The organism is Janthinobacterium sp. SUN137, from assembly GCF_030587265.1.
GTDB classification, from domain to species: domain Bacteria; phylum Pseudomonadota; class Gammaproteobacteria; order Burkholderiales; family Burkholderiaceae_D; genus Janthinobacterium; species Janthinobacterium kumbetense.
The window spans coordinates 300,113-318,429 of the sequence record NZ_JAPWHZ010000003.1 but is presented as its reverse complement, the minus strand read 5'-3'; the positions used below and the strand labels follow the sequence as shown (position 1 = coordinate 318,429).

Here is an 18,317-nt window from a genome sequence, read left to right as displayed (position 1 = left end):
CCTGCCATGGCGGCGGGCGTGGCGTACCGCCAGCGCCATGTGCGCCGCGTCATGCTGGTGGGCGCGCTGCTGTGCGCGCTGGCCGTCTCGCTGGCGATGGACATCGCCACGGGACCGTCCGGCATGGGCATCACCCGCCTGTTCCAGGTGCTGCTGCAGCCCGATGGCGTGCCGCGCATGGAGCAGGTCATCGTGTGGGATGTGCGCCTGCCATATGCGCTGATGGCTGTGCTGGTGGGCGCCGCGCTGGCGCTGGCGGGCGCCGAGATGCAGACCATCCTTGTCAATCCGCTGGCCAGCCCGTTCACCCTGGGCGTGTCGGCCGCCGCCTCGTTCGGCGCCGCGCTGGCCATCGTCCTGAACTGGAGCTTGCCCGGGGTGCCGCCCCAGTACGTGGTGTCGGCGAACGCCTTCCTGTTCGCTTTTGCGTCGGTCGGCCTGCTGCACCTGCTGACGCGCTGGCGGGGCTTCGGCGTGGAAAGCCTGGTGCTGTTCGGCATTGCGCTGGTGTTTGCCTTTAATGCGCTGGTGGCCCTGCTGCAGTTTGTCGCCAGCCAGGACAGCTTGCAGCAACTGGTGTTCTGGACCATGGGCAGCCTGTCGCGCTCTTCCTGGGACAAGATCGCCATCCTGGCCGCGGCGCTTGCCGTGATCGCGCCCTGGGCCGTGCGCGACAGCTGGGCCATGACGGCGCTGACCATGGGCGAGGACCGCGCGCGCAGCTTCGGCGTCGATGTGCGCCGCTTGCGCATGCTGTCCCTGCTGCGTATCAGCCTGCTATCGGCGCTGGCCGTGTCCTTTGTCGGCACCATCGGTTTCGTCGGCCTGGTGGCGCCGCATATCGCGCGCCTGCTGGTGGGCGAGGACCACCGCCTGCTGTTGCCCGCGTCCGCGCTGGCCGGCGCGCTGATCCTGTCGCTGGCCTCGATTTGCAGCAAGACGCTGATCGACGGCGTGCTGATCCCCGTCGGCATCGTCACGGCGCTGGTCGGCATCCCGTTTTTCATGGCCATCGTCATGCGCCAGCGGGGAGGTGCGGCGTGAGCGGTTTGCTGGTGCGCAATGCCTGCGTGGCGTATGGACGGCGCGACGTGCTGCTTGGCGTCAGCCTGCCGCTCTTGTTGCCGGGCAGCGTGACTGCCCTGATCGGCCCGAACGGGGCCGGCAAATCGACCTTGTTGCGCGGCATCGCCGGCTTGCAGGCGATGCAGGGCGCCGTGCTGCTCGATGGCGTGGACCTGGCCTGCGGGCCGCAAGCCCGGCGCGCGCAAAGCATGGTGTACCTGCCGCAAAGCCTGCCCTCGCGCACGCGGCTGGGCGTGTTCGAGGCTGTGCTCAGCGCCGCGATGGCGGGGCGCAGCGAAGGCTGGCTGGGGGCGAAGGTCGATGCGGGCGCCGTGGCCAGGGTGGAGGCCGTGCTGGCGCGCCTCGACTTGCTGCCCCTGGCCAGCCGCCAGGTCGAGGCGCTGTCGGGCGGCCAGCGCCAACTGGTGGGCCTGGCCCAGGCATTGGTGCGCCAGCCCAAGGTGCTGCTGCTGGACGAGCCCACCAGCGCGCTGGACCTGTATCACCAGTTCCAGGTGATCGAGGCGATAGGGCGCGCCACGCGCGAACATGGTTTGATTACCGTCATCGTCCTGCACGACATCAACCTGGCGCTGGGCTGCGCCGACCAGGTGATGGTGCTGCACGATGGCGTGCTGGCGGCGTCCGGCGCGCCGCATGCCGTGATTGACGCCGCCCTGATCGCTCGCGTCTACCGGGTACGAGCCAGGGTACGCCAGCTCGACGCGGATGCCGTCGTCTGCGTGGAGGGGACACTGTGAGCGACTGGCGCGAGTTATCGGCCTTGCTGGCGCCCGTGCGGGGCCGCTTGCTGGGGGCTGGCGCACTGCAGGCGCTGGCCGCCCTGTGCGGCGTACTGCCATATGTTGCCATGGCGCAATTGGGCGCCTTGCTATTGGCATCGGATGTCGATGCCGGCCGCGCCTGGAAAGTGCTGTGGCTGGCACTGGCGGCGCTGTGCCTGCGTCAGCTGACGACGGCGCTGGGGCTGCACCTGACGCACCTGGCCGATGCGGACTTGCAGTGCCAGTTGCGCCTGCGGCTGGCGCGGCAGTTGTCCAGGGTACCGCTGGGCTGGTACGCGGGCAGCAATGCGGCCAGGGTCAACGAAATCGTGCACGCTGACGTGGCTGCGCTGCACCGCCTGGTGGCGCATGCGCCGTCCGACCTGGCCGCCGTGGTCGTCGCTCCCGTGGCATGCCTGGCCTGGCTGCTGCATGCGGACTGGCGCATGACGGCCATCACCCTGGTCGCGCCAGCCCTGGCCTGGTGGCGCTATCGGGGCATGGCCGCGCCAGCCTTCCGCGAGGGGCTGGCGCAGTTGCAGCGCACGGGCGGCGAACTGGCGGCGGCGATGGTGGAACTGGTGCAGGGCATGGCCGTCTTCAAGACGTATGCGCGGCAGACATTGCCGCAAGCACGCTTTGATGCGGTGGCGGGACGCCATGCGCGGCAGTTTCTGGCCTGGGTGCGGCGCTGGGGCGGCATGGGCGCGCTGGTCGATGTGCTGCTGTCGCCGCCCGTCGTGCTGGCTTTTGTCGTGAGCGGCGCCTGGCTGGGTGCGCAAACCTGGGCGATGGCGCCCGCGCAGATGCTGCCGTTTGCCTTGCTGGGCATGGCCTTGTGCGCGCCCGTGGCCGCGCTGGGGCACGGCGCCGATGGCTTGAAGGGCGGCTTGGCGGCGGCGCGCAGGATAGGCGCCTTGCTGGCCGAGGCGCCCATGCCGCAGGCGGAAGCGCCGTTGCTGCCCGCCGGCGACGATGTGCGTTTTGAACAGCTGCGTTTTGCCTATCCGGGCGGTACCGATGTGTTGCACGGCATCGATTTATGCCTGCCTGCGGGCAGCGTGACAGCCCTGGTGGGGCCGTCGGGCGGCGGCAAGTCGACCCTGGCCATGCTGTTGCCGCGCCTGTGGGACGCGACGGCCGGCGCCGTGCGCGTCGGCGGCGTCGATGTGCGCCAGATCGATCCCGCCGTGTTGTATGCGCGTGTGGGGTTTGTCTTGCAGCACGCGCAAGTGCTGCGCCTGTCCGCGCGCGACAACATCCGCCTGGGGCGGCCGGAGGCGAGCGATGCCCAGGTGGAAGCGGCGGCGCGCGCCGCGCACATCCATGCCCGCATCACGGCCTTGCCGCAAGGGTATGACACCTTGCTGGGCGAAGGCCTGGCGCTGTCGGGTGGCGAGGCGCAGCGCCTGGCGATCGCCCGCACCCTGCTGGCCGATCCCCGTATCGTCGTGCTGGACGAGGCGATGGCAGCCCTCGACCCCGAGTCGGAAGCGCAGGTGCAGGCTGGCCTGTCGGCCTTGCTGGCGGGACGCACGGTGCTGGTGGTGGCGCACCGGCTGCAGACCATCGTGCAGGCCGACCAGATCGCATTGCTCGACGGCGGCCGCCTGTGTGAGCTGGGCACGCATGCGCAACTGCTGGCCGCGCGGGGCGCGTATGCGGCCCTGTGGGAGGCGCAAAGCCTGGTTGACGAGGTGGCGGCATGATCGCCGCCGTGCGTTTGCTGTTGCGCCTGCTTGATGGCGCGGCCGCCGGCAAGTTGCGCCTTGCGCTGGCGCTGATGGGGGCCAACAGTATCCTGAGTGCGCTGGCCCTGTGCATGCTGCTGCCGCTGCTGCGCGCCTGGCTGGCGCCGCAGCCGGGGCAGGCGCAAGGTGCATGGCTGGTCCTTTTTCTGCTGTTGGCAACGGCCAGCGCCGCGCTGCGCCATGTCACGCGCTTGAAAGGCTATGCGGCCGGCGCCCACTGCGCGCATGCGCTGCACCGGCGCCTGGCCGATAAAATCGTGCGCCTGCCGCTGGCCTGGTGCACGCCGCGCCGCGCCGGCGATATGCGCCAGCTGGCCTCTGGCGGCGTGATGGCCGTGATGGGCGCGCCCGCGCATTTGCTGCAGCCCCTGTTCGATGCCGTGCTGGCGCCGCTGGTGGTCGGCTTGCTCTGGCTGGCCGTCGACTGGCGCCTGGGTGCGGTGCTGCTGCTGGCCATGCCGCCCTTGTCGTTCGTGTATCGCTGGGCGCTGGCCTGCGGCAGCCGGGCCGAGACGGCGCTGGCGGCCAGCAGCGCCGAGGCGAACGGCCGCGTGCTGGAATATATCGCGGCGCAACCCGTGCTGCGCGCCACGGGCCGGTCCGGGCTGGGCAGCGCCATGCTGGAACAGTCGCTCATGGCGCAGCGCCAGGCGGAAAGGCGTTCCCAGCGTTTGCTGTTCCCCGCCGCTCTCGGGTTTACCGTGGCGGCGCAGCTGGCGTATGCGCTGTTGCTGGCCATCGGCTTGCGCCAGGTGTTGGCCGGCGCCCTCGATGTGCCGGCGCTGCTGGCGACATTGATCGTCGCCACCGTGCTGGCCGAGGCGATGGCCGCCGTCGTGCACACGGGCGCCGCCCTGCAACAGGTGGCCCACGCCCTGCGCCAGTTGGATGGCGTGCTGGCGGAGCGGGAATTGCCCGTGCTGGCGTTGCCCGGCGGCGCGCCGGAACAGGGGGCGCCAGCCGCCGAGGCGCGCCATGTCTGCGTGCGGCGCGGCGGACGCCCCATCGTCGATGAAGTCTCGCTGGAGATTGCTCCGCGTTCCCTGACGGTGCTGGCGGGCGCTTCCGGCTCGGGCAAGACGACCTTGCTGCAATTGCTGTGCCGCCAGCTGGATCCCGATAGCGGCGTGCTGCTGGCCGGCGGCGTCGATATGCGGACCAAGGACGACGCCGCGCTGGCCAAACTGGCGACACCGATGTTCCAGCATGCCTGGCTGCTGCCGGCCAGCTTGCGCGACAATCTGAGCCTGGGCCGGCAGATCGCGGCGCAGGATCTGCTGGCGGCGCTGTCGGCGGCCGGCCTGGCATCGCTGGCGCAGTCCTTGCCGCAGGGCCTGGACACGGTGGTGGGCGAAGGCGGCTGGACCTTGTCGGGCGGGGAGCGCCAGCGGCTGGCGTTCGCCCGCGCCTTGTTGAAACCCGCGCCGCTGATGCTGTTCGACGAACCGCTGTCGGCGCTTGACGCCATCAGCGAACGGCGCGCCATCGCCACCCTGGCTGGCTTGGCGCGTACCCATGCCGTGGTGGTCGCCACGCACCGGCTGGCGATTGCCGCGCAGGCGGACCAGATCCTGGTGATGCAGGCGGGGCGCATCGTCGAGCGGGGCACGCATGCGCAATTGCTGCGGCAGGGCGGCGTGTACAGCGGCATGCTTCGCCAGGCGGGCCAGGCACGGGGCTGGCATCTGGGAGTCTAGGTCTTTATTGAGAGTAAATTATCATTTATAATGCAATTCATTTGCATGTAATTTTCTTTCAGGAATCCCCATGTGCCTCTTTTTACAGCGTCCGATGGCGCTGCTGCTGGCCGCTGCCAGTCCGCTGGCCCTGGCGGATGGACCCGCTGGGCAGGATGTCGTCACCGTCAGCGCGGAGCGCCAGCATTACCGCAGCCTGTCGGCCACGGGCGCCACCAAGACGGATGCCTTGCTGATGGATTTGCCGCAAAGCGTGCGCGTGCTGACCGGCGACTTGCTGCGCGACGCGGGCGTGACGACCCTGGCTGGCGCGCTGGACCTGGCCAGCGGCATTGCGAAGCAAAGTCCGCTGGGCGGCCTGTGGGACAGCTATGCCATGCGCGGCTTCACGGGCGACCCGAATTTCGGTTCCGACTACATGGTCAACGGTTTCAGTTCCAGCCGCGGCTACAACGGCATGCGCGACGGCGGTAATACGCAGGCGGTGGAGGTGCTGAAAGGCCCCGCTTCGGCCCTGTATGGCAGGGGCGAGCCGGGCGGCACGGTGAACATCACGACGAAAAAACCGAAGTTCGCGCCCGAATATGGCGCGGATTTTTCACTCGGCAGTTTCCAGACGCGCCGCGCCGCCGTCGACTTGACGGGACCCGTAAGCGGCACCATCGCCTACCGCCTGAACGCGGCGCATGAAGAGGGGCACAGCTTTCGCGATACCGTGAAGGTCGAACGCAGCCTGTTTTCGCCTTCGTTTCTCTGGCTGGCGGGCGAGCACACGACCGTGTCGTATGAAATCGAAGCGGTGCGGCAGCGCGCGCCGTTCGACCGGGGCGTGGTGGCCGTCAATGGCCAGCTGGGTCTTGTCCCCGTCTCGCGCTTCCTGGGCGAACCGGATGACGGTCCCATGACGGTCAAGTCGCTGGGACAGCAGCTGTTCATCCACCACGCGCTGTCCGACGACTGGTCGGTGCAGGCGGGCGCTTCCTACCGCGACAGCGAATTGACCGGTTACTCGACCGAGGCGAACAAGCTGCTGGCCGATGGCCGCACCTTGAACCGCCAGCGCCGCCACCGCGATTTTTCGGCCACCGACGCGTCGGCCCGCGTCGAGTTGCTGGGCAAGTTCAGGACGGGCGCCCTGGTGCACGAAGTGCTGGCCGGTGTCGACGCCTATCATTTCGACGACCACCGGGTGCAGCTGCGGCGCAATCCCTCGGCAGCAAATGCCTATGCCATCGATATCTTCAATCCCGCGTATGGCGGCAAGGCCGATCCGCTAGCCCTGTCCATCGATACGCAGGAAGGGCAACGGGCGCGCGGCCTGTATGCGCAGGATCAGGTCGACCTGGGTGCGCAGTGGAAGGCGCTGGTCGGTGTGCGCCACGATACGTACACGCAGGACGTGACGAACAGGCGCCTGAATGTCAGCAACCGCCAGTCGCTGTCGGCCACCAGCCCCCGCGTGGGCCTCGTCTACCAGCCGACGAAGGCATGGTCGCTGTATGCGAGCGCGGCGAAGGGCTTTCGGCCCAACAGCGGCATCAGCATCGCCAACCAGGCTTTCCCGGCCGAGCGCAGCCGCTCGTATGAACTGGGCGCGAAGCTGGAAACGGGCAAGCTGACAGGTACCGTGGCCGTGTACGACATCCGCAAGCGCAATGTGCTGACGACAAATCCCGCCAACACGGACTTTGCCATCGCAGCGGGCGAGGTGGGCAGCCGTGGCCTGGAGCTCGACGTGTCGGGCGAAGTGGTGCGCGGCTTGCGCGTTTCGGGCGCCTATGCTTATACGGACGCCAGCGTCACGCGCGGCGACAATACGATCGTGACGGGCAGCCGCTTCGCCAACGTGCCGCGCCACAGCGCCAATGTCCTCGCCACGCAGCAGTTCGCGCTGGGTACGGGCACGGCCAGCGTGGGCGGCGGCGTGCAGTACGTGGGCGAGCGCCTGGGCGACGTCGCCGTCAGCAGCAGTTTTACCTTGCCGGCCTACACGACGGCCAAATTGCTGGCCTCGTATTCGCCCAACGCCAAACTGCGCCTGGCGGTGAATGTGGAAAACCTCTTCAACCGCAGCTACTATGCGAGTTCCTATAGTCAGCTGTGGGTGGCGCCGGGGGCCGAGCGCACGCTGACCCTGAATGCGCATTACCGTTTTTAAGCTATCACCATGACATCGACTTCTTCTGCTACCCTGCGCGCCCGCATCGCCGTCATCGACGTATTGCGCGGCCTCGTCATGCTGATCATGCTGTTCGACCATGTGCGCGAAACGGTCTTCCTGCACCACCAGGTGAGCGACCCGATGGATGCTGCCAGCGTCGATCCGGCCCTGTTCTTCACGCGCCTGGCGGCCCACGTGTGCGCACCCATGTTCGTCTTCCTGACGGGTTTGTCCGCCTGGCTGTACGCGCATCCGGCGGCCGGGTCCCGCAGCGCCAGCGGTTTCCTGTTCAAGCGGGGCTTGCTGCTGGTGCTGCTGGAACTGGTGTTCGTCAACTTCGCCTGGAGCGGGGCGTTTCCACCGGCCGTGCTGTATTTGCAGGTGATCTGGGTCATCGGCCTGGCCATGATGGCGCTGGCCGTGCTGCACCGGCTGCCATTGAAAGTGCTGGCGCTGCTGGGCGTGGCGATCATCGCGGGCCAGCATCTGTTGACCGGCTTGCGCGCGGAAGAGGGCAGCTTTGCCTATTATCTGCTGACGGTGCTGCTGCAACGGGGCTACCTGGTGGCCGACGGCGTCATGAAAATCAAGGTCAGCTACCCGCTGCTGCCATGGATAGGCGTGATCGTGCTCGGCTATGCGGCCGGGCCCCTGTATGCGCGCGGCCGGTCCGCCGAAGGACGGCGCCGCCTGTTGCTGGCGCTGGGCGGCGGCAGTTTGCTGCTGCTGGCCGTGCTGCGCGGTTTGAATATCTATGGCGAAACCTTGCCGTGGGTGGCGGGCGACACTGCCTTGCGCACGGCCATGAGCGTGCTGAACTTCACCAAGTATCCGCCATCGCTGGATTTCCTGCTGTTCACCCTGGGCCTGGGCTTGCTGGGCCTGGCCTGGCTGGAAAGCGTCGACAACTGGTTCACGCGGGCATGCGCCACCTTTGGCGGCGCGCCCATGTTTTACTATCTGCTGCATTTATACCTGCTGCTGGCCATCGGCCTCGCCTTGACGGCCGTGCTGGGCGCCAACCACGGTGCCCGGTATGGCGTCGAGCATGTCTGGCAAGTGTGGCTGATCGCGCTGGCTCTGATGCCCTTGCTGTACTTTCCCTGTCGCGCGTTTGCCCACTACAAGCGCACCTCGCAACGGGCGTGGGTGCGCTATTTCTGAAGCATGCCTACTTGCAGTACAGCCTGTCGATGCTGTGGCTGGACGCCAGATAATGCCGCGTCTGCCACGAAATCGCCACGCGGTAGGCGCATGGCGGATCGAGCGCCACGTTGACGGGGAAGCCGCCATTGTTGCCCGATAAATGCGGTCCGCCCGCACCGCCGCGGAACAGATAGTTGCTCGGTGGCGGCGGTGGGGTAAAGCTGGCGGCCGGCAGCGGTGGCGGCGGATGCTGGATGCCGTTGTTGTTGGAAATTGTGATATTGAAAAAGCGCAAATGCGGATGGTCGATCGTGTACAGGATATGCACGAGGCCGCCCGCGATGGGGTTGCAGGCATTGCTGCGCAGCTCTTCCAGATCCAGCGCCACGATGACGGGCGAGTTGTCGAAGACGATGGAGTCGAGCCCGTCCGTCGCCACCTGTGCAAGGCTGATGCCGTCGCGCACTTCGAAGCCCAGGCGGTAGCGGCGTATCGGTTCGCTCTCGGCCGCCGTCAGGCTGCGGCCTGCATCGAGGATGGGCAAGCCGCCCGGCAACTTGGCCGGATGCAGGCTGGTGATGGCCGGCGTATTCACCGTCAGTAGATCAAACGTGCGCAGGAAGATGTTGGGCGCCACGTTGACGACGGCCGTCGTGCCATCGCGCATGTCCACCGTGACGGGCTTGCCGTCCACCCGTATCCAGCCGCCCGCTTGCAGATCGCCCGCATCGATGATAACGGGCGCCGAATCGGCGAGGCCCAGGCCATTCGTATAAAACACATAGCCGACATGCGTGCCCAGCACTTGCGTCAACGGCGCCAGGCTAGCCGGCGCCACCGTGGGCAGCGCCGTGGGATCGTCCGTGCCGCCGGGCCAGGACCATTCGCCGATCAGGAAACGGTATTCGAGCGGGTTGGCGGGGATGGCGCTGTTGCGCAGCGGGCAATTGCCTTTCAGGGTGACGCCGCCGGCGAAGACATACGAGGCGCCCGCGCCGCCCGCATAGCCTTGCGGGGAAAAGCCCGCCAGCGAGGGAAACGGGTGGATGTCGAAGATTTCCACCTGTTGCCAGTGCGGCACGCCTTCCACGTCGGGTGGCAAGACTTCTTTCGAGCACAATTCCACGCAGAAACAGTGGCCCACGTTTTCCCGGCCCGGCTGGCGGCCGTTGGCCTGCGTTTCAGACAGGATGGTCACGCTGCCCAGCTGCGCCGTGAAATACACGTCGGGCCCGCTGGCGAACTCCACGTTGATGAATGGGGAGAAGGGCGTCAAGGTGAAGTCGGATGTCAGGTAATCGATGCGGAAGCGTCCACTGGCATCGGTGATCGCCTGGCCCAGCGCGTCGTCCTGCAGCCAGTCGGCGTCGAACGCCCGCACGGTGGCGCCGGCGATCGGCGCATGCGGCGCATCGCAGGTGCGCAGCCGGCCGCAGATGGTCCAGGCGCCGAAGCGGGCGCGCACCAGGCACCAGAAGCGTTGCGGCAGGCAATAGTCCCAGACGGCGAGGAAATCATTGTCGGCCTGGCGCCAGCGTGGTTGGAGCGTGGTGATGGAAAACTGCAGCGGCACGGGGTCTTTCGGCCCCGGTTTCAGATGCGGCACGGTAGGGCACAGGATGTCGACTTCAACGGCCTCGCCCTGATAATCGCCTGCCAGGGTAAAACTGTAGTTGCCATCGTCATCCGTGCGCGTTTCGGCCAGCAGGAAAGGCGCCTTCGCCTGCACTTCCTCGTCCGTGAGGATGGCGAAGGTTTCCTTGGCGCTGGCCACGGCCAGGGCCGTGACGTTTTGCGACGCGCGCAGCCGGTACAGGCGCACGATGACGTGGGATAAGGCTTCAGGACACTCGGCGCAGATCAAGCCGCACAGCTTGCCTCGCAGGATATAGGCCATGATGGTTCCCTTGCTGAGATGGACGGCGCGCCGCTCGCAATGGCGGCGCTGTTACCAAGCTAGCAAATGGGCCGCCGAAGGGCTTGATCTGGCTTAAACCTCGCGTATTATTTAATTAACGCCAGCACTTCGCGGAAACGCGGATGCTTGCAGTCGCGCAACCACTCGAAGGCCAGCATCTCGACCGTCACCAGGTGGGCGCCCAGCTTGTCCAGGCGCGCCAGTGCCGCGTCGCGGCTGGCGGCCTGGCGCGAACCGACGGCGTCGATGGCGATGCTCACGTCATAGCCGCGTTCCAGCAGGCCGATGGCCGTCTGCAGCATGCACACATGGGCTTCGCAACCGGTGACGACGATCTGTCTGCGCCCGGCGGGTAGCATGTCCTGCAAGCCATCAAAACAGGCGCCGAAATGCGTCTTGTGCAAGGTCCGTTCGCACAGGGCGGCGATCTCTTCCACGTTCGGCCCCAGCCCCTGGCGGTTCTGTTCCGTGCCCAGCACGGGCACGTCGAGCAGGCGGGCGATCTTGGCCAGACGCAAGTTTTGTGCCAGCACCAGGCCGGCATCGTGGATGGCCGGCATCAAGCGGCCTTGCAGGTCGACAATGACCAAAACAGCCTGGTTTGCATCCATCAGCATCGCATCCTCCTAATTAGTCTGTGGCGACAGTGTAGCGCGCAGTCAGCTTGGCCAGCTGGGCGTGGCCGTTTCGCCCATCAGGTAGGCGTGATTGAGGTCGATGGCCGTGCGCAGGTAGTTCCACAGGGCGCTGACCCGGGCGATATTGCGCCGCTCGCTCGGCGAGATCATCCAGAAGGCGCGCAGCAGGTCGATCTCGCCATCGAGCACGGGCACCAGTTCGTTCGATTGCTGCGCCACGAAACAGGGCAGGATCGCCAACGCCTGTCCTGCGCGCGCCGCGTGGTACTGGGCGATGACGCTGGTGCTGCGAAACGCGCGCAGGGAATCGGGCGCCACGTTGTCCATGTAGCGCAGTTCCGCGCTGAAGACCAGGTCGTCCACGTAGCCGATGATGGGGTGCTGCGCCAGTTGCGCCACGCTGGTGATTGGCGCGTGGCGCGCCAGGTAGCCTGGCGTGGCGTACAGTTTCAGGCGGTAGTCGGACAGCTTCGTCACGACATACGGGCCGGACAGGGGGCGCTCGATGGAGATGGCCACGTCCGCTTCGCGCTTGGACAGGCTGACGAAACGGGGCACGGCGATCAGGTCCACGCTGATGTGCGGGTATCTGCCGCAAAACTGCGCCAGGTGGGGCGCCAGCACGATGGCGCCGAAACCCTCGGTAGCGCCCAGGCGCACCTGGCCCGACAGCAGGCGATTGTGTTCGCCCAGTTCCTCGGTGGCGGCAAACACCGTGCTTTCCATGGTTTCCGCGTATTCCATCAGGCGGTGGCCCTCGGGCGTCAGTTGGTAACCCACGTAGTTGCGGTCGAACAGTTGCGTGCCCACTTGCTCCTCGAACTTGCGCATGCGCCGCGACACGGTGGAATGGTCGATGCCCAGCTTTTTTGCCGCATCGACGAGGCCGGCGCTGCGCGTCAGTTCCAGGAAGACCCGTACATTGTCCCAATCGAGCATGGCAAACCCTCTCTGTGCATTTTTGCAAAGGAATTATGCATTAATTTCACTTGAGCGCATATTTTTACACATGCAGAATGCAGATATACATATAAGAAAACCCATCCACCTGGAGACACGCATGAAAAAAACCGTTCTGGCCATGGGCGCGCTGGCGCTCACCCTTTCCTTTGGCGGCGCGCACGCGCAAATTTCCGATGGCGTCGTCAAGGTGGGCATCTTGACCGACATGTCCGGGCCGTATTCGGCCATGGGCGGGCGCGGCTCCGTCGTCGCCAGCCAGATGGCCGTCGAGGATTGCCTGAAGGCCGAATGCAAGGGCATGAAGATCGAGATCCTCTCGGCCGACCATTTGAACAAGGCCGACATCGCCGCCTCCAAGGCGCGCGAATGGATAGACCGCGACAAGGTCGACGCCATCGCCGATCTCACCAATTCCTCGGTGGCCCTGTCCGTGCAAAAGCTCATGAAAGAAAAGGGCGGCATCGCCATGTTCAGTGGCCCTGCCACGGGACGCCTGACGAACGAGGATTGCTCGCCGAACGGTTTCCACTGGATGTTCGACACCTATTCGCAGGCGGCCGGCACGGCGGCGGCATTGACCAAGCTGGGGCAAAAATCCTGGTACTTCGTCACCGTCGATTACGCGTTCGGCCACTCGCTGGAAAAGGATGCCAGCGAAGTCGTCAAGCGCAACGGCGGCGCGGTGCTGGGTGCCGTGCGCCATCCGCTGAACGCGTCCGATTTTTCGTCCTTCCTGGTGCAGGCGCAAGGGTCAAAAGCGCAGGTGATCGGCCTGGCCAACGGCGGCGCCGACACGGTATCGGCCATCAAGCAGGCGCGCGAGTTCCGCATCGGCAGCGGCAAGGACCAGCGCCTGGCCGCCTTGCTGGTGTTCCTCTCGGACGTGCACGCGCTGGGGCTGGAAACGGCCCAGGGCCTCGTCTACGCGGACGGCTTTTACTGGGATTACGATGACCGCAGCCGCGCGTTTGCGAAACGCTTTGAAGCGCTCAACAAGGGCGCCAAGCCGACCATGGTGCAGGCGGGCGTGTATTCCAGTGTCTACCACTACCTGAAATCGGTGGCGGCGGCGAAAAGCGACGATTCGAAGGTCGTCGCCCAGAAGATGCGCGAGCTGCCCATCAAGGATGCCGTCATGAACAACGCTTCCATCCGCCCCGACGGTCGCGTGATCCACGACATGTACCTGGTGCAGGTCAAAACCCCGGCCGAATCCAAAGGCGCGTGGGATTACCTGAAAGTGCTGTCCACCATCCCCGCCGACCAGGCCTTCAAGCCGATGGATGCGGCGGCGTGCAACCTGGTCAAGAAATAACCATCGAATACCTTACGGAGCCTCACATGAACCAAGCCCTCACCCAAGTCCCGACTGTCCCCCTGCACATCGGCGGCAAGCACCACGCCTCGAGCAGCAGCGAATGGCGCGACGTCGTCAACCCGGCCACGCAGGAAATCGTCGCCAGGGTGCCGTTTTCCACGCCCGACGAAGTCAACCTGGCCGTCGCCACGGCCAAGGAAGCCTTTAAAACCTGGCGCAATACCCCGCTGGCGGCGCGCATGCGCATCATGCTCAAGTACCAGCACCTGATCCGCGAAAACATCGGCGCCCTGGCCGAACTGATCACGCGCGAACATGGCAAGACCTTGCCCGACGCGGAAGGGGAGGTCATGCGCGGCCTGGAAGTGGTGGAACACGCGTGCTCGATCGCCACCCTGCAGCTGGGCGAAATCGCGGAAAACGCGGCCACGGGTGTCGATGTCTACAATATCTACCAGCCGCTGGGCGTGGGCGCCGGCATCACGGCCTTCAACTTCCCCGTCATGCTGCCGTGCTTCATGTTCCCGATTGCCATCGCCTGCGGCAATACGTTTGTCTTGAAACCGTCGGAACAGGACCCGTCGTCGACCATGTACCTGGTCGAACTGATGTACCAGGCGGGCTTGCCGGCCGGCGTGCTGAACGTCGTGCATGGCGGCGCCGACGTCGTCAACATGCTGTGCGACCATCCCGACATCAAGGCCGTCTCCTTCATCGGTTCCACCCACGTGGGCACGCATGTGTACCGCCGCGCCAGCGAATCGGGCAAGCGCGCGCAATCGATGATGGGCGCGAAAAACCATTGCGTCGTGCTGGCTGACGCCAACAAGGAACAGGCGATCAATAACCTGATCGGCGCCGCCTTCGGCGCGGCCGGCCAGCGCTGCATGGCCAATTCCGTCGTCGTGCTGGTGGGCGAGGCCCGTTCCTGGCTGCCGGAAATCGTCGCCCGTTCGCAGGCCCTGAAAGTGGGGCCGGGCAGCGACCGCGATGCCGACCTGGGGCCGATGGTGTCGAAAGCGGCCATGCAGCGGGCGGAAAAGCTGATCCAGGCAGGCGTGGATGAAGGCGCGCAGCTGCTGCTCGACGGCCGCGGCCACAAGGTGGCCGGCTACGAGGGCGGCAATTTCATGGGGCCGACGATCTTCTCGAAGGTGGCAGCGTCGAATTCCGTCTACACGCAGGAAATCTTCGGCCCCGCCATGTGCGTGGTGGAGACGGACACCCTGGACCAGGCCATCGCCTTCATCAACGCCAACCCGAACGGCAACGGTACCTCGATCTTCACTTCGTCCGGCTGGGCGGGGCGCAAGTTCCAGAACGAGATCGACGTGGGGCAGGTAGGCATCAACGTGGCCATTCCCGTGCCCGTCGCCTATTTCAGTTTCACGGGGTCGCGCGCGTCGAAGCTGGGCGATCTGGGCCCGAACGGCAAGCAAGCCTTGTACTTCTGGACGCAGACCAAGACCGTCACGGCACGCTGGTTCGCCCCGGACGACGGCGGCAGCGGCGTCAATACCACCATCTCGATGAAGTAAGGAGGCGGCGATGAGCACCAATATCGTTTTCATCGGCCTGGGCAACATGGGCTTGCCCATGGCGCAGAACCTGGTGCGGGCCGGCCATGCGGTGACGGGTTTCGACTTGCTGCCGGCCAGCGTGCGGCAATTCGCCGATGGCGGCGGCCTGGTCTCCGATGACCAGGCGGCGGCGATAGGCCAGGCCGACATCGTCATCACCATGCTGCCGGCCAGCCGCCACGTGCTGGGTGCTTATTTGGCTAACCCTTTGGGGGACTCTGGCATCCTGGCGCAGGCGCGGCCCGGCACCCTGCTGATCGACTGCTCGACGATTTCCACCGAGGCGGCGCGCCAGGTGGGCCGCGCGGCGCAGGATAAGGGCATGCCGATGCTGGACGCGCCCGTGTCGGGCGGCACGGCGGGCGCCACCAACGGCACCTTGACCTTCATGGTGGGCGGCGAAGAATCCGCGCTGGCGGCGGCGCGGCCCTACCTGGACGTCATGGGCAAGGCCATCTTCCACGCGGGCGGCTCGGGCTGCGGCCAGACGGTCAAGATCTGCAACAACATGCTGCTGGGGATACTCATGATCGGCACCAGCGAAGCGATACGCCTGGGCGTGGCCAATGGCCTGGACCCGAAGGTGGTGTCGGACGTGATGGCGAAAAGCTCGGGCCGCAACTGGACCCTGGAAGTCTACAACCCGTGCCCCGGCGTGGCCGAAAACGTGCCCGCGTCGCGCGGCTACACGGGCGGCTTTGGCGTCGACCTGATGCTGAAAGACCTGGGGCTGGCCGTGGAAAGCGCGCTGGCCAGCGGAGCGAGCGTGCCGCTGGGCGCCTTGTCGCGCAACCTATATAGTTTGCACAGCAAGGCAGGGGCGGGCGCGCTGGATTTTTCCAGCATTTATCAACTGCTGGGCGAGAAGGATTAAGGCTGTTGCGCCTGCAGGGCCGCCAACTCGGCCCTGGCTTTTTCCAGCTTGCCTTCCAGCTTGGCGATCTTCTTCGGCTCCTTGTTCGCTTCCTGGGCCAGGCGCAGCGAACGCTCCGTCTGGTTCACCTTCGCCTGCGCCTTGACGATTTTCTTGTTGTGGCGCTCGATCAGGGTACTGTCGCGGCAGTGGGCGTTGACTTCGTCGAGCGCGCGCGTCAGGCCCGCGACCTTGTCGGACAGGCCCTGTTCCTGCGCCTGGTGCAATTCGCTGCGGATGCTTTCGCGCTTGGCGGCGCAGCCAGCCAGCTGGGTGTCGGCGGCGCTGGCGCCCACGGAGGCTGCGGCGAGCAGCAGGGTCAAGGCGGTTGTGGCGAGGCGGTTCATGGCATTCCTGTGTAAGTGGTAGGCTCGTGCAATGTAAGCCTGCCGGCTTGCCCTGTCAAACTTCTTGTGCAGTGCGCGCCTGTCTGGCATGGCATCGGCTACCATGCGTGTTTTCTTCTTCCCGATACCGTCGCATGCCCAAGAAACTCCTCTTGCTGATTCCCTTCCTGCTGCCGTTGCCGCTCCTGGCCCAGACCCCGCCCACCTTGCTCGACCTGCAGCTGCTCGCCATCAAGGTCAGGGCGGATGCTGCTAGCCATAGCCCGGAAAGCATCGCCGAATTTGCCGAGGCACGGCGCGCGGCCGAAGCGGGCGACGTGGAGGCGCAGCTGGACCTGGCGCGCATGCTGCAGCTGGGCGTCGGCACGCCGCAAGATACGGCGCAGTCGATGGCCTGGATACGCAAGTCGGCCGAAGGCGGCTATGCGCCGGCGCAAGCGGCCATGGGGGTAGCCTACACCTTGGGCGGCAAGGTGCCCATCGACCGCGCGCAGGGCGAATACTGGCTGCGCAAGGGCGTGGCGCAGGGCGATGCAGAGGCGCAAACCATCCTGGCGATGGAATTCATCGATGGCGACAGCAGTGCCGAAGAGCAGGCGCTGGCCATCACCTGGCTGAAGGCGGCGGCGAACGAGCAGCACTTTGTGCCCGCCTACAATGCGCTGGGCGAGCACCTGATGCGCGCAGCCGTCGATGAACAGGATCGCGGCGAGGCTTTTCACTGGTATTACAGATCGGCGCGTGAAAAGGAGCCGGCCGGCATGCGCAACCTGGCCCGCGCTCATGAACTGGGCCTGGGCGTGGCGCAGTCGGACAAGTGGGCCCTGGTCTGGTACGAGCGGGCGGGATGGAGCGGCGACGTGCCCGCCATGCGGCGCATGATCGAGGTGTACGTCAAAGGCGAACTGGGAGAACAGGCGAATGCCGAAGACGCGGCCGAATGGCGCGCCAAGCTGGCAGAGAAGGAAAACAAATGAAGACCATCCTGTTGATATTGAGCGTGGCCCTGGCGCAGAGCGTGCTGGCGCAGCCAGCGTCCACGAACGCACCGCGCCAGCATCCGGCGCTGGCCGAATTCGATATGTCCGGCCTCGATGACATGCGCGCAAGGGTGCGGGCCGTGGTCGACCGTCCCGCCGACCTGTCGCCGGACAAGGTCGCTGCCTTCGGGAAGGCGCACCTGGCCGCGGAAGGGGGGAATGCGGCTGCCCAGTTGGAGTTGTCGCAGATGCTGCACGGCGGCGAAGGCACGCCGCGCGACCGCGACCTGGGCCTGGCGTGGCTGAAGAAGGCGGCCGAAGGCGGCAACGGTCCCGCGCAGGCTTTCCTGGGCGTCGCTTATACGCTGGGGCAAGGCATGGCCAGCGACCGCAAGCTGGGCGAATACTGGTCGCGCAAGGGCGCCGCGCAAGGCGTGGAACTGGCCAACTTCACTGTGGCCATGCACTATGAAAATATCCGCAGCAACCCGGAAGAACAGGCGCACGCGCTGCTCTGGCTGAAGTTCTATGCTGAAAACGGCTTCATCCCCGCCTACAATGAAATCGGCTACCGCCTGATGATGACGGCGCAGGACGAGGCGCAGCGCAAGCAGGCATTCACCTGGTACATGCGGGCGGCCAAGGCGCTCGATCCCTCCGGCTTGAACAATGTGGCGTACTCGTATGAAGTGGGACAGGGCGCGCCACAGAGCGACGAGGCGGCCCTGGGCTGGTACGAAATGGCCGCCATCGCCAAAAGTCCGCCCGGCCAGACGGGCTTTGCGCGGTTGCTGGAGCAGGGCCGGGGCGGTCCGACCCGGCAAGGGCCGGCGCCCAAGCCCTTCGCGCTGTACCTGCTGGCGGCGAAGCAGGGCGACCTGGAAGCCATCGAACGGCTGGTCAAGGTGTACGATAAGGGCGAGCTGGAACAGGCGGCCGACCCCGCGCAAGCGGCCCTGTGGCGCGAAAAACTCAGGCTGGCCAAGACTCCTTGAGCCGGCATGACGGCGCGGGGACGGCATGCTATCATCATTGTTATCGATAACAATATCATG

At 66.1% G+C, this 18,317-nt stretch carries 15 protein-coding genes; 11 read left to right on the top strand and 4 right to left on the bottom strand.

Annotated features, from left to right (window positions below; translation table 11 throughout):
• The first annotated feature begins 6 nt into the window (after positions 1-6).
• From O3298_RS16350 to O3298_RS16325, 6 genes are all read left to right on the top strand, one after another.
• Positions 7-1,044, top strand: a complete 1,038-nt coding sequence (locus O3298_RS16350) for an iron ABC transporter permease (RefSeq protein WP_305060390.1) — start codon at positions 7-9, stop codon at positions 1,042-1,044.
• Positions 1,041-1,826: an ABC transporter ATP-binding protein gene (locus O3298_RS16345; protein WP_305060006.1), complete on the top strand. Its 786-nt coding sequence runs from the start codon at positions 1,041-1,043 to the stop codon at positions 1,824-1,826. Before O3298_RS16350 ends, O3298_RS16345 begins: the two co-directional genes overlap by 4 nt.
• Entirely contained in the window at positions 1,823-3,559 is a 1,737-nt protein-coding gene (locus O3298_RS16340) for an ABC transporter ATP-binding protein (RefSeq protein WP_305060005.1), read from the top strand. The genes O3298_RS16345 and O3298_RS16340 overlap by 4 nt, the downstream gene beginning before the upstream one ends.
• Positions 3,556-5,298, top strand: coding sequence for an ABC transporter ATP-binding protein (locus O3298_RS16335; protein WP_305060004.1), 1,743 nt, complete (start codon positions 3,556-3,558; stop codon positions 5,296-5,298). Before O3298_RS16340 ends, O3298_RS16335 begins: the two co-directional genes overlap by 4 nt.
• A 70-nt stretch (positions 5,299-5,368) precedes the next feature.
• A complete protein-coding gene (locus O3298_RS16330; protein WP_305060003.1) occupies positions 5,369-7,456 on the top strand; it encodes a TonB-dependent siderophore receptor in 2,088 nt (695 codons plus the stop codon).
• Positions 7,457-7,465: 9 nt separating this feature from the next.
• A complete protein-coding gene (locus tag O3298_RS16325; protein WP_305060002.1) occupies positions 7,466-8,623 on the top strand; it encodes a DUF1624 domain-containing protein in 1,158 nt (385 codons plus the stop codon).
• Positions 8,624-8,630: 7 nt separating this feature from the next.
• On the opposite strand, the gene O3298_RS16320 is transcribed toward O3298_RS16325, so the two are convergent.
• The 3 genes from O3298_RS16320 to O3298_RS16310 all read right to left on the bottom strand — a co-directional run bounded on the left by O3298_RS16320 (position 8,631) and on the right by O3298_RS16310 (position 12,100).
• Positions 8,631-10,502 (bottom strand): hypothetical protein, encoded by a 1,872-nt coding sequence (locus tag O3298_RS16320; protein ID WP_305060001.1) that lies wholly within the window; start codon positions 10,500-10,502, stop codon positions 8,631-8,633.
• A gap of 107 nt (positions 10,503-10,609) precedes the next feature.
• Positions 10,610-11,140: an isochorismatase family protein gene (locus tag O3298_RS16315; RefSeq protein ID WP_099664454.1), complete on the bottom strand. Its 531-nt coding sequence runs from the start codon at positions 11,138-11,140 to the stop codon at positions 10,610-10,612.
• A 42-nt stretch (positions 11,141-11,182) separates the two neighbouring features.
• Positions 11,183-12,100 carry a LysR family transcriptional regulator gene (locus O3298_RS16310; RefSeq protein WP_289911510.1) on the bottom strand — a complete coding sequence of 306 codons (918 nt, stop codon included), beginning with the start codon at positions 12,098-12,100 and terminating at the stop codon, positions 11,183-11,185.
• Between the two features lie 121 nt (positions 12,101-12,221).
• On the opposite strand from O3298_RS16310, the gene O3298_RS16305 reads away from it, so the two are divergent.
• The 3 genes from O3298_RS16305 to mmsB are packed head-to-tail and all read left to right on the top strand — an operon-like array spanning position 12,222 to position 15,896.
• On the top strand, positions 12,222-13,439 hold the full coding sequence (locus O3298_RS16305; RefSeq protein ID WP_305060000.1) for an ABC transporter substrate-binding protein: 1,218 nt from the start codon (positions 12,222-12,224) through the stop codon (positions 13,437-13,439).
• Positions 13,440-13,465: 26 nt separating this feature from the next.
• Positions 13,466-14,980 carry a CoA-acylating methylmalonate-semialdehyde dehydrogenase gene (locus O3298_RS16300; RefSeq protein ID WP_305059999.1) on the top strand — a complete coding sequence of 505 codons (1,515 nt, stop codon included), beginning with the start codon at positions 13,466-13,468 and terminating at the stop codon, positions 14,978-14,980.
• A gap of 10 nt (positions 14,981-14,990) precedes the next feature.
• Positions 14,991-15,896, top strand: a complete 906-nt coding sequence (gene mmsB / locus O3298_RS16295) for a 3-hydroxyisobutyrate dehydrogenase (protein WP_305059998.1) — start codon at positions 14,991-14,993, stop codon at positions 15,894-15,896.
• Here mmsB and O3298_RS16290 read toward each other — a convergent pair.
• Entirely contained in the window at positions 15,893-16,282 is a 390-nt protein-coding gene (locus O3298_RS16290) for a DUF1090 family protein (RefSeq protein ID WP_180278561.1), read from the bottom strand. The two genes, mmsB and O3298_RS16290, sit on opposite strands and share 4 nt — an antisense overlap.
• 134 nt (positions 16,283-16,416) lie before the next feature.
• Between O3298_RS16290 and O3298_RS16285 the strand changes: the two genes are divergently transcribed.
• Positions 16,417-17,259, top strand: coding sequence for a tetratricopeptide repeat protein (locus O3298_RS16285; RefSeq protein ID WP_305059997.1), 843 nt, complete (start codon positions 16,417-16,419; stop codon positions 17,257-17,259).
• Positions 17,256-18,257, top strand: a complete 1,002-nt coding sequence (locus tag O3298_RS16280) for a tetratricopeptide repeat protein (RefSeq protein ID WP_305059996.1) — start codon at positions 17,256-17,258, stop codon at positions 18,255-18,257. The genes O3298_RS16285 and O3298_RS16280 overlap by 4 nt, the downstream gene beginning before the upstream one ends.
• Positions 18,258-18,317: the final 60 nt, after the last annotated feature.

Bases quoted from the DNA above. Each gene is read 5' to 3' on its own strand.
- O3298_RS16350 (WP_305060390.1), top strand. From the start codon at position 7: ATGGCGGCGGGCGTGGCGTACCGCCAGCGCCATGTGCGCCGCGTCATG.
- O3298_RS16335 (WP_305060004.1), top strand. From the start codon at position 3,556: ATGATCGCCGCCGTGCGTTTGCTGTTGCGCCTGCTTGATGGCGCGGCC.
- O3298_RS16330 (WP_305060003.1), top strand. From the start codon at position 5,369: ATGTGCCTCTTTTTACAGCGTCCGATGGCGCTGCTGCTGGCCGCTGCC.
- O3298_RS16325 (WP_305060002.1), top strand. From the start codon at position 7,466: ATGACATCGACTTCTTCTGCTACCCTGCGCGCCCGCATCGCCGTCATC.
- O3298_RS16320 (WP_305060001.1), bottom strand. From the start codon at position 10,502: ATGGCCTATATCCTGCGAGGCAAGCTGTGCGGCTTGATCTGCGCCGAG.
- O3298_RS16315 (WP_099664454.1), bottom strand. From the start codon at position 11,140: ATGCTGATGGATGCAAACCAGGCTGTTTTGGTCATTGTCGACCTGCAA.
- O3298_RS16310 (WP_289911510.1), bottom strand. From the start codon at position 12,100: ATGCTCGATTGGGACAATGTACGGGTCTTCCTGGAACTGACGCGCAGC.
- O3298_RS16305 (WP_305060000.1), top strand. From the start codon at position 12,222: ATGAAAAAAACCGTTCTGGCCATGGGCGCGCTGGCGCTCACCCTTTCC.
- O3298_RS16300 (WP_305059999.1), top strand. From the start codon at position 13,466: ATGAACCAAGCCCTCACCCAAGTCCCGACTGTCCCCCTGCACATCGGC.
- mmsB (WP_305059998.1), top strand. From the start codon at position 14,991: ATGAGCACCAATATCGTTTTCATCGGCCTGGGCAACATGGGCTTGCCC.
- O3298_RS16290 (WP_180278561.1), bottom strand. From the start codon at position 16,282: ATGAACCGCCTCGCCACAACCGCCTTGACCCTGCTGCTCGCCGCAGCC.
- O3298_RS16285 (WP_305059997.1), top strand. From the start codon at position 16,417: ATGCCCAAGAAACTCCTCTTGCTGATTCCCTTCCTGCTGCCGTTGCCG.
- O3298_RS16280 (WP_305059996.1), top strand. From the start codon at position 17,256: ATGAAGACCATCCTGTTGATATTGAGCGTGGCCCTGGCGCAGAGCGTG.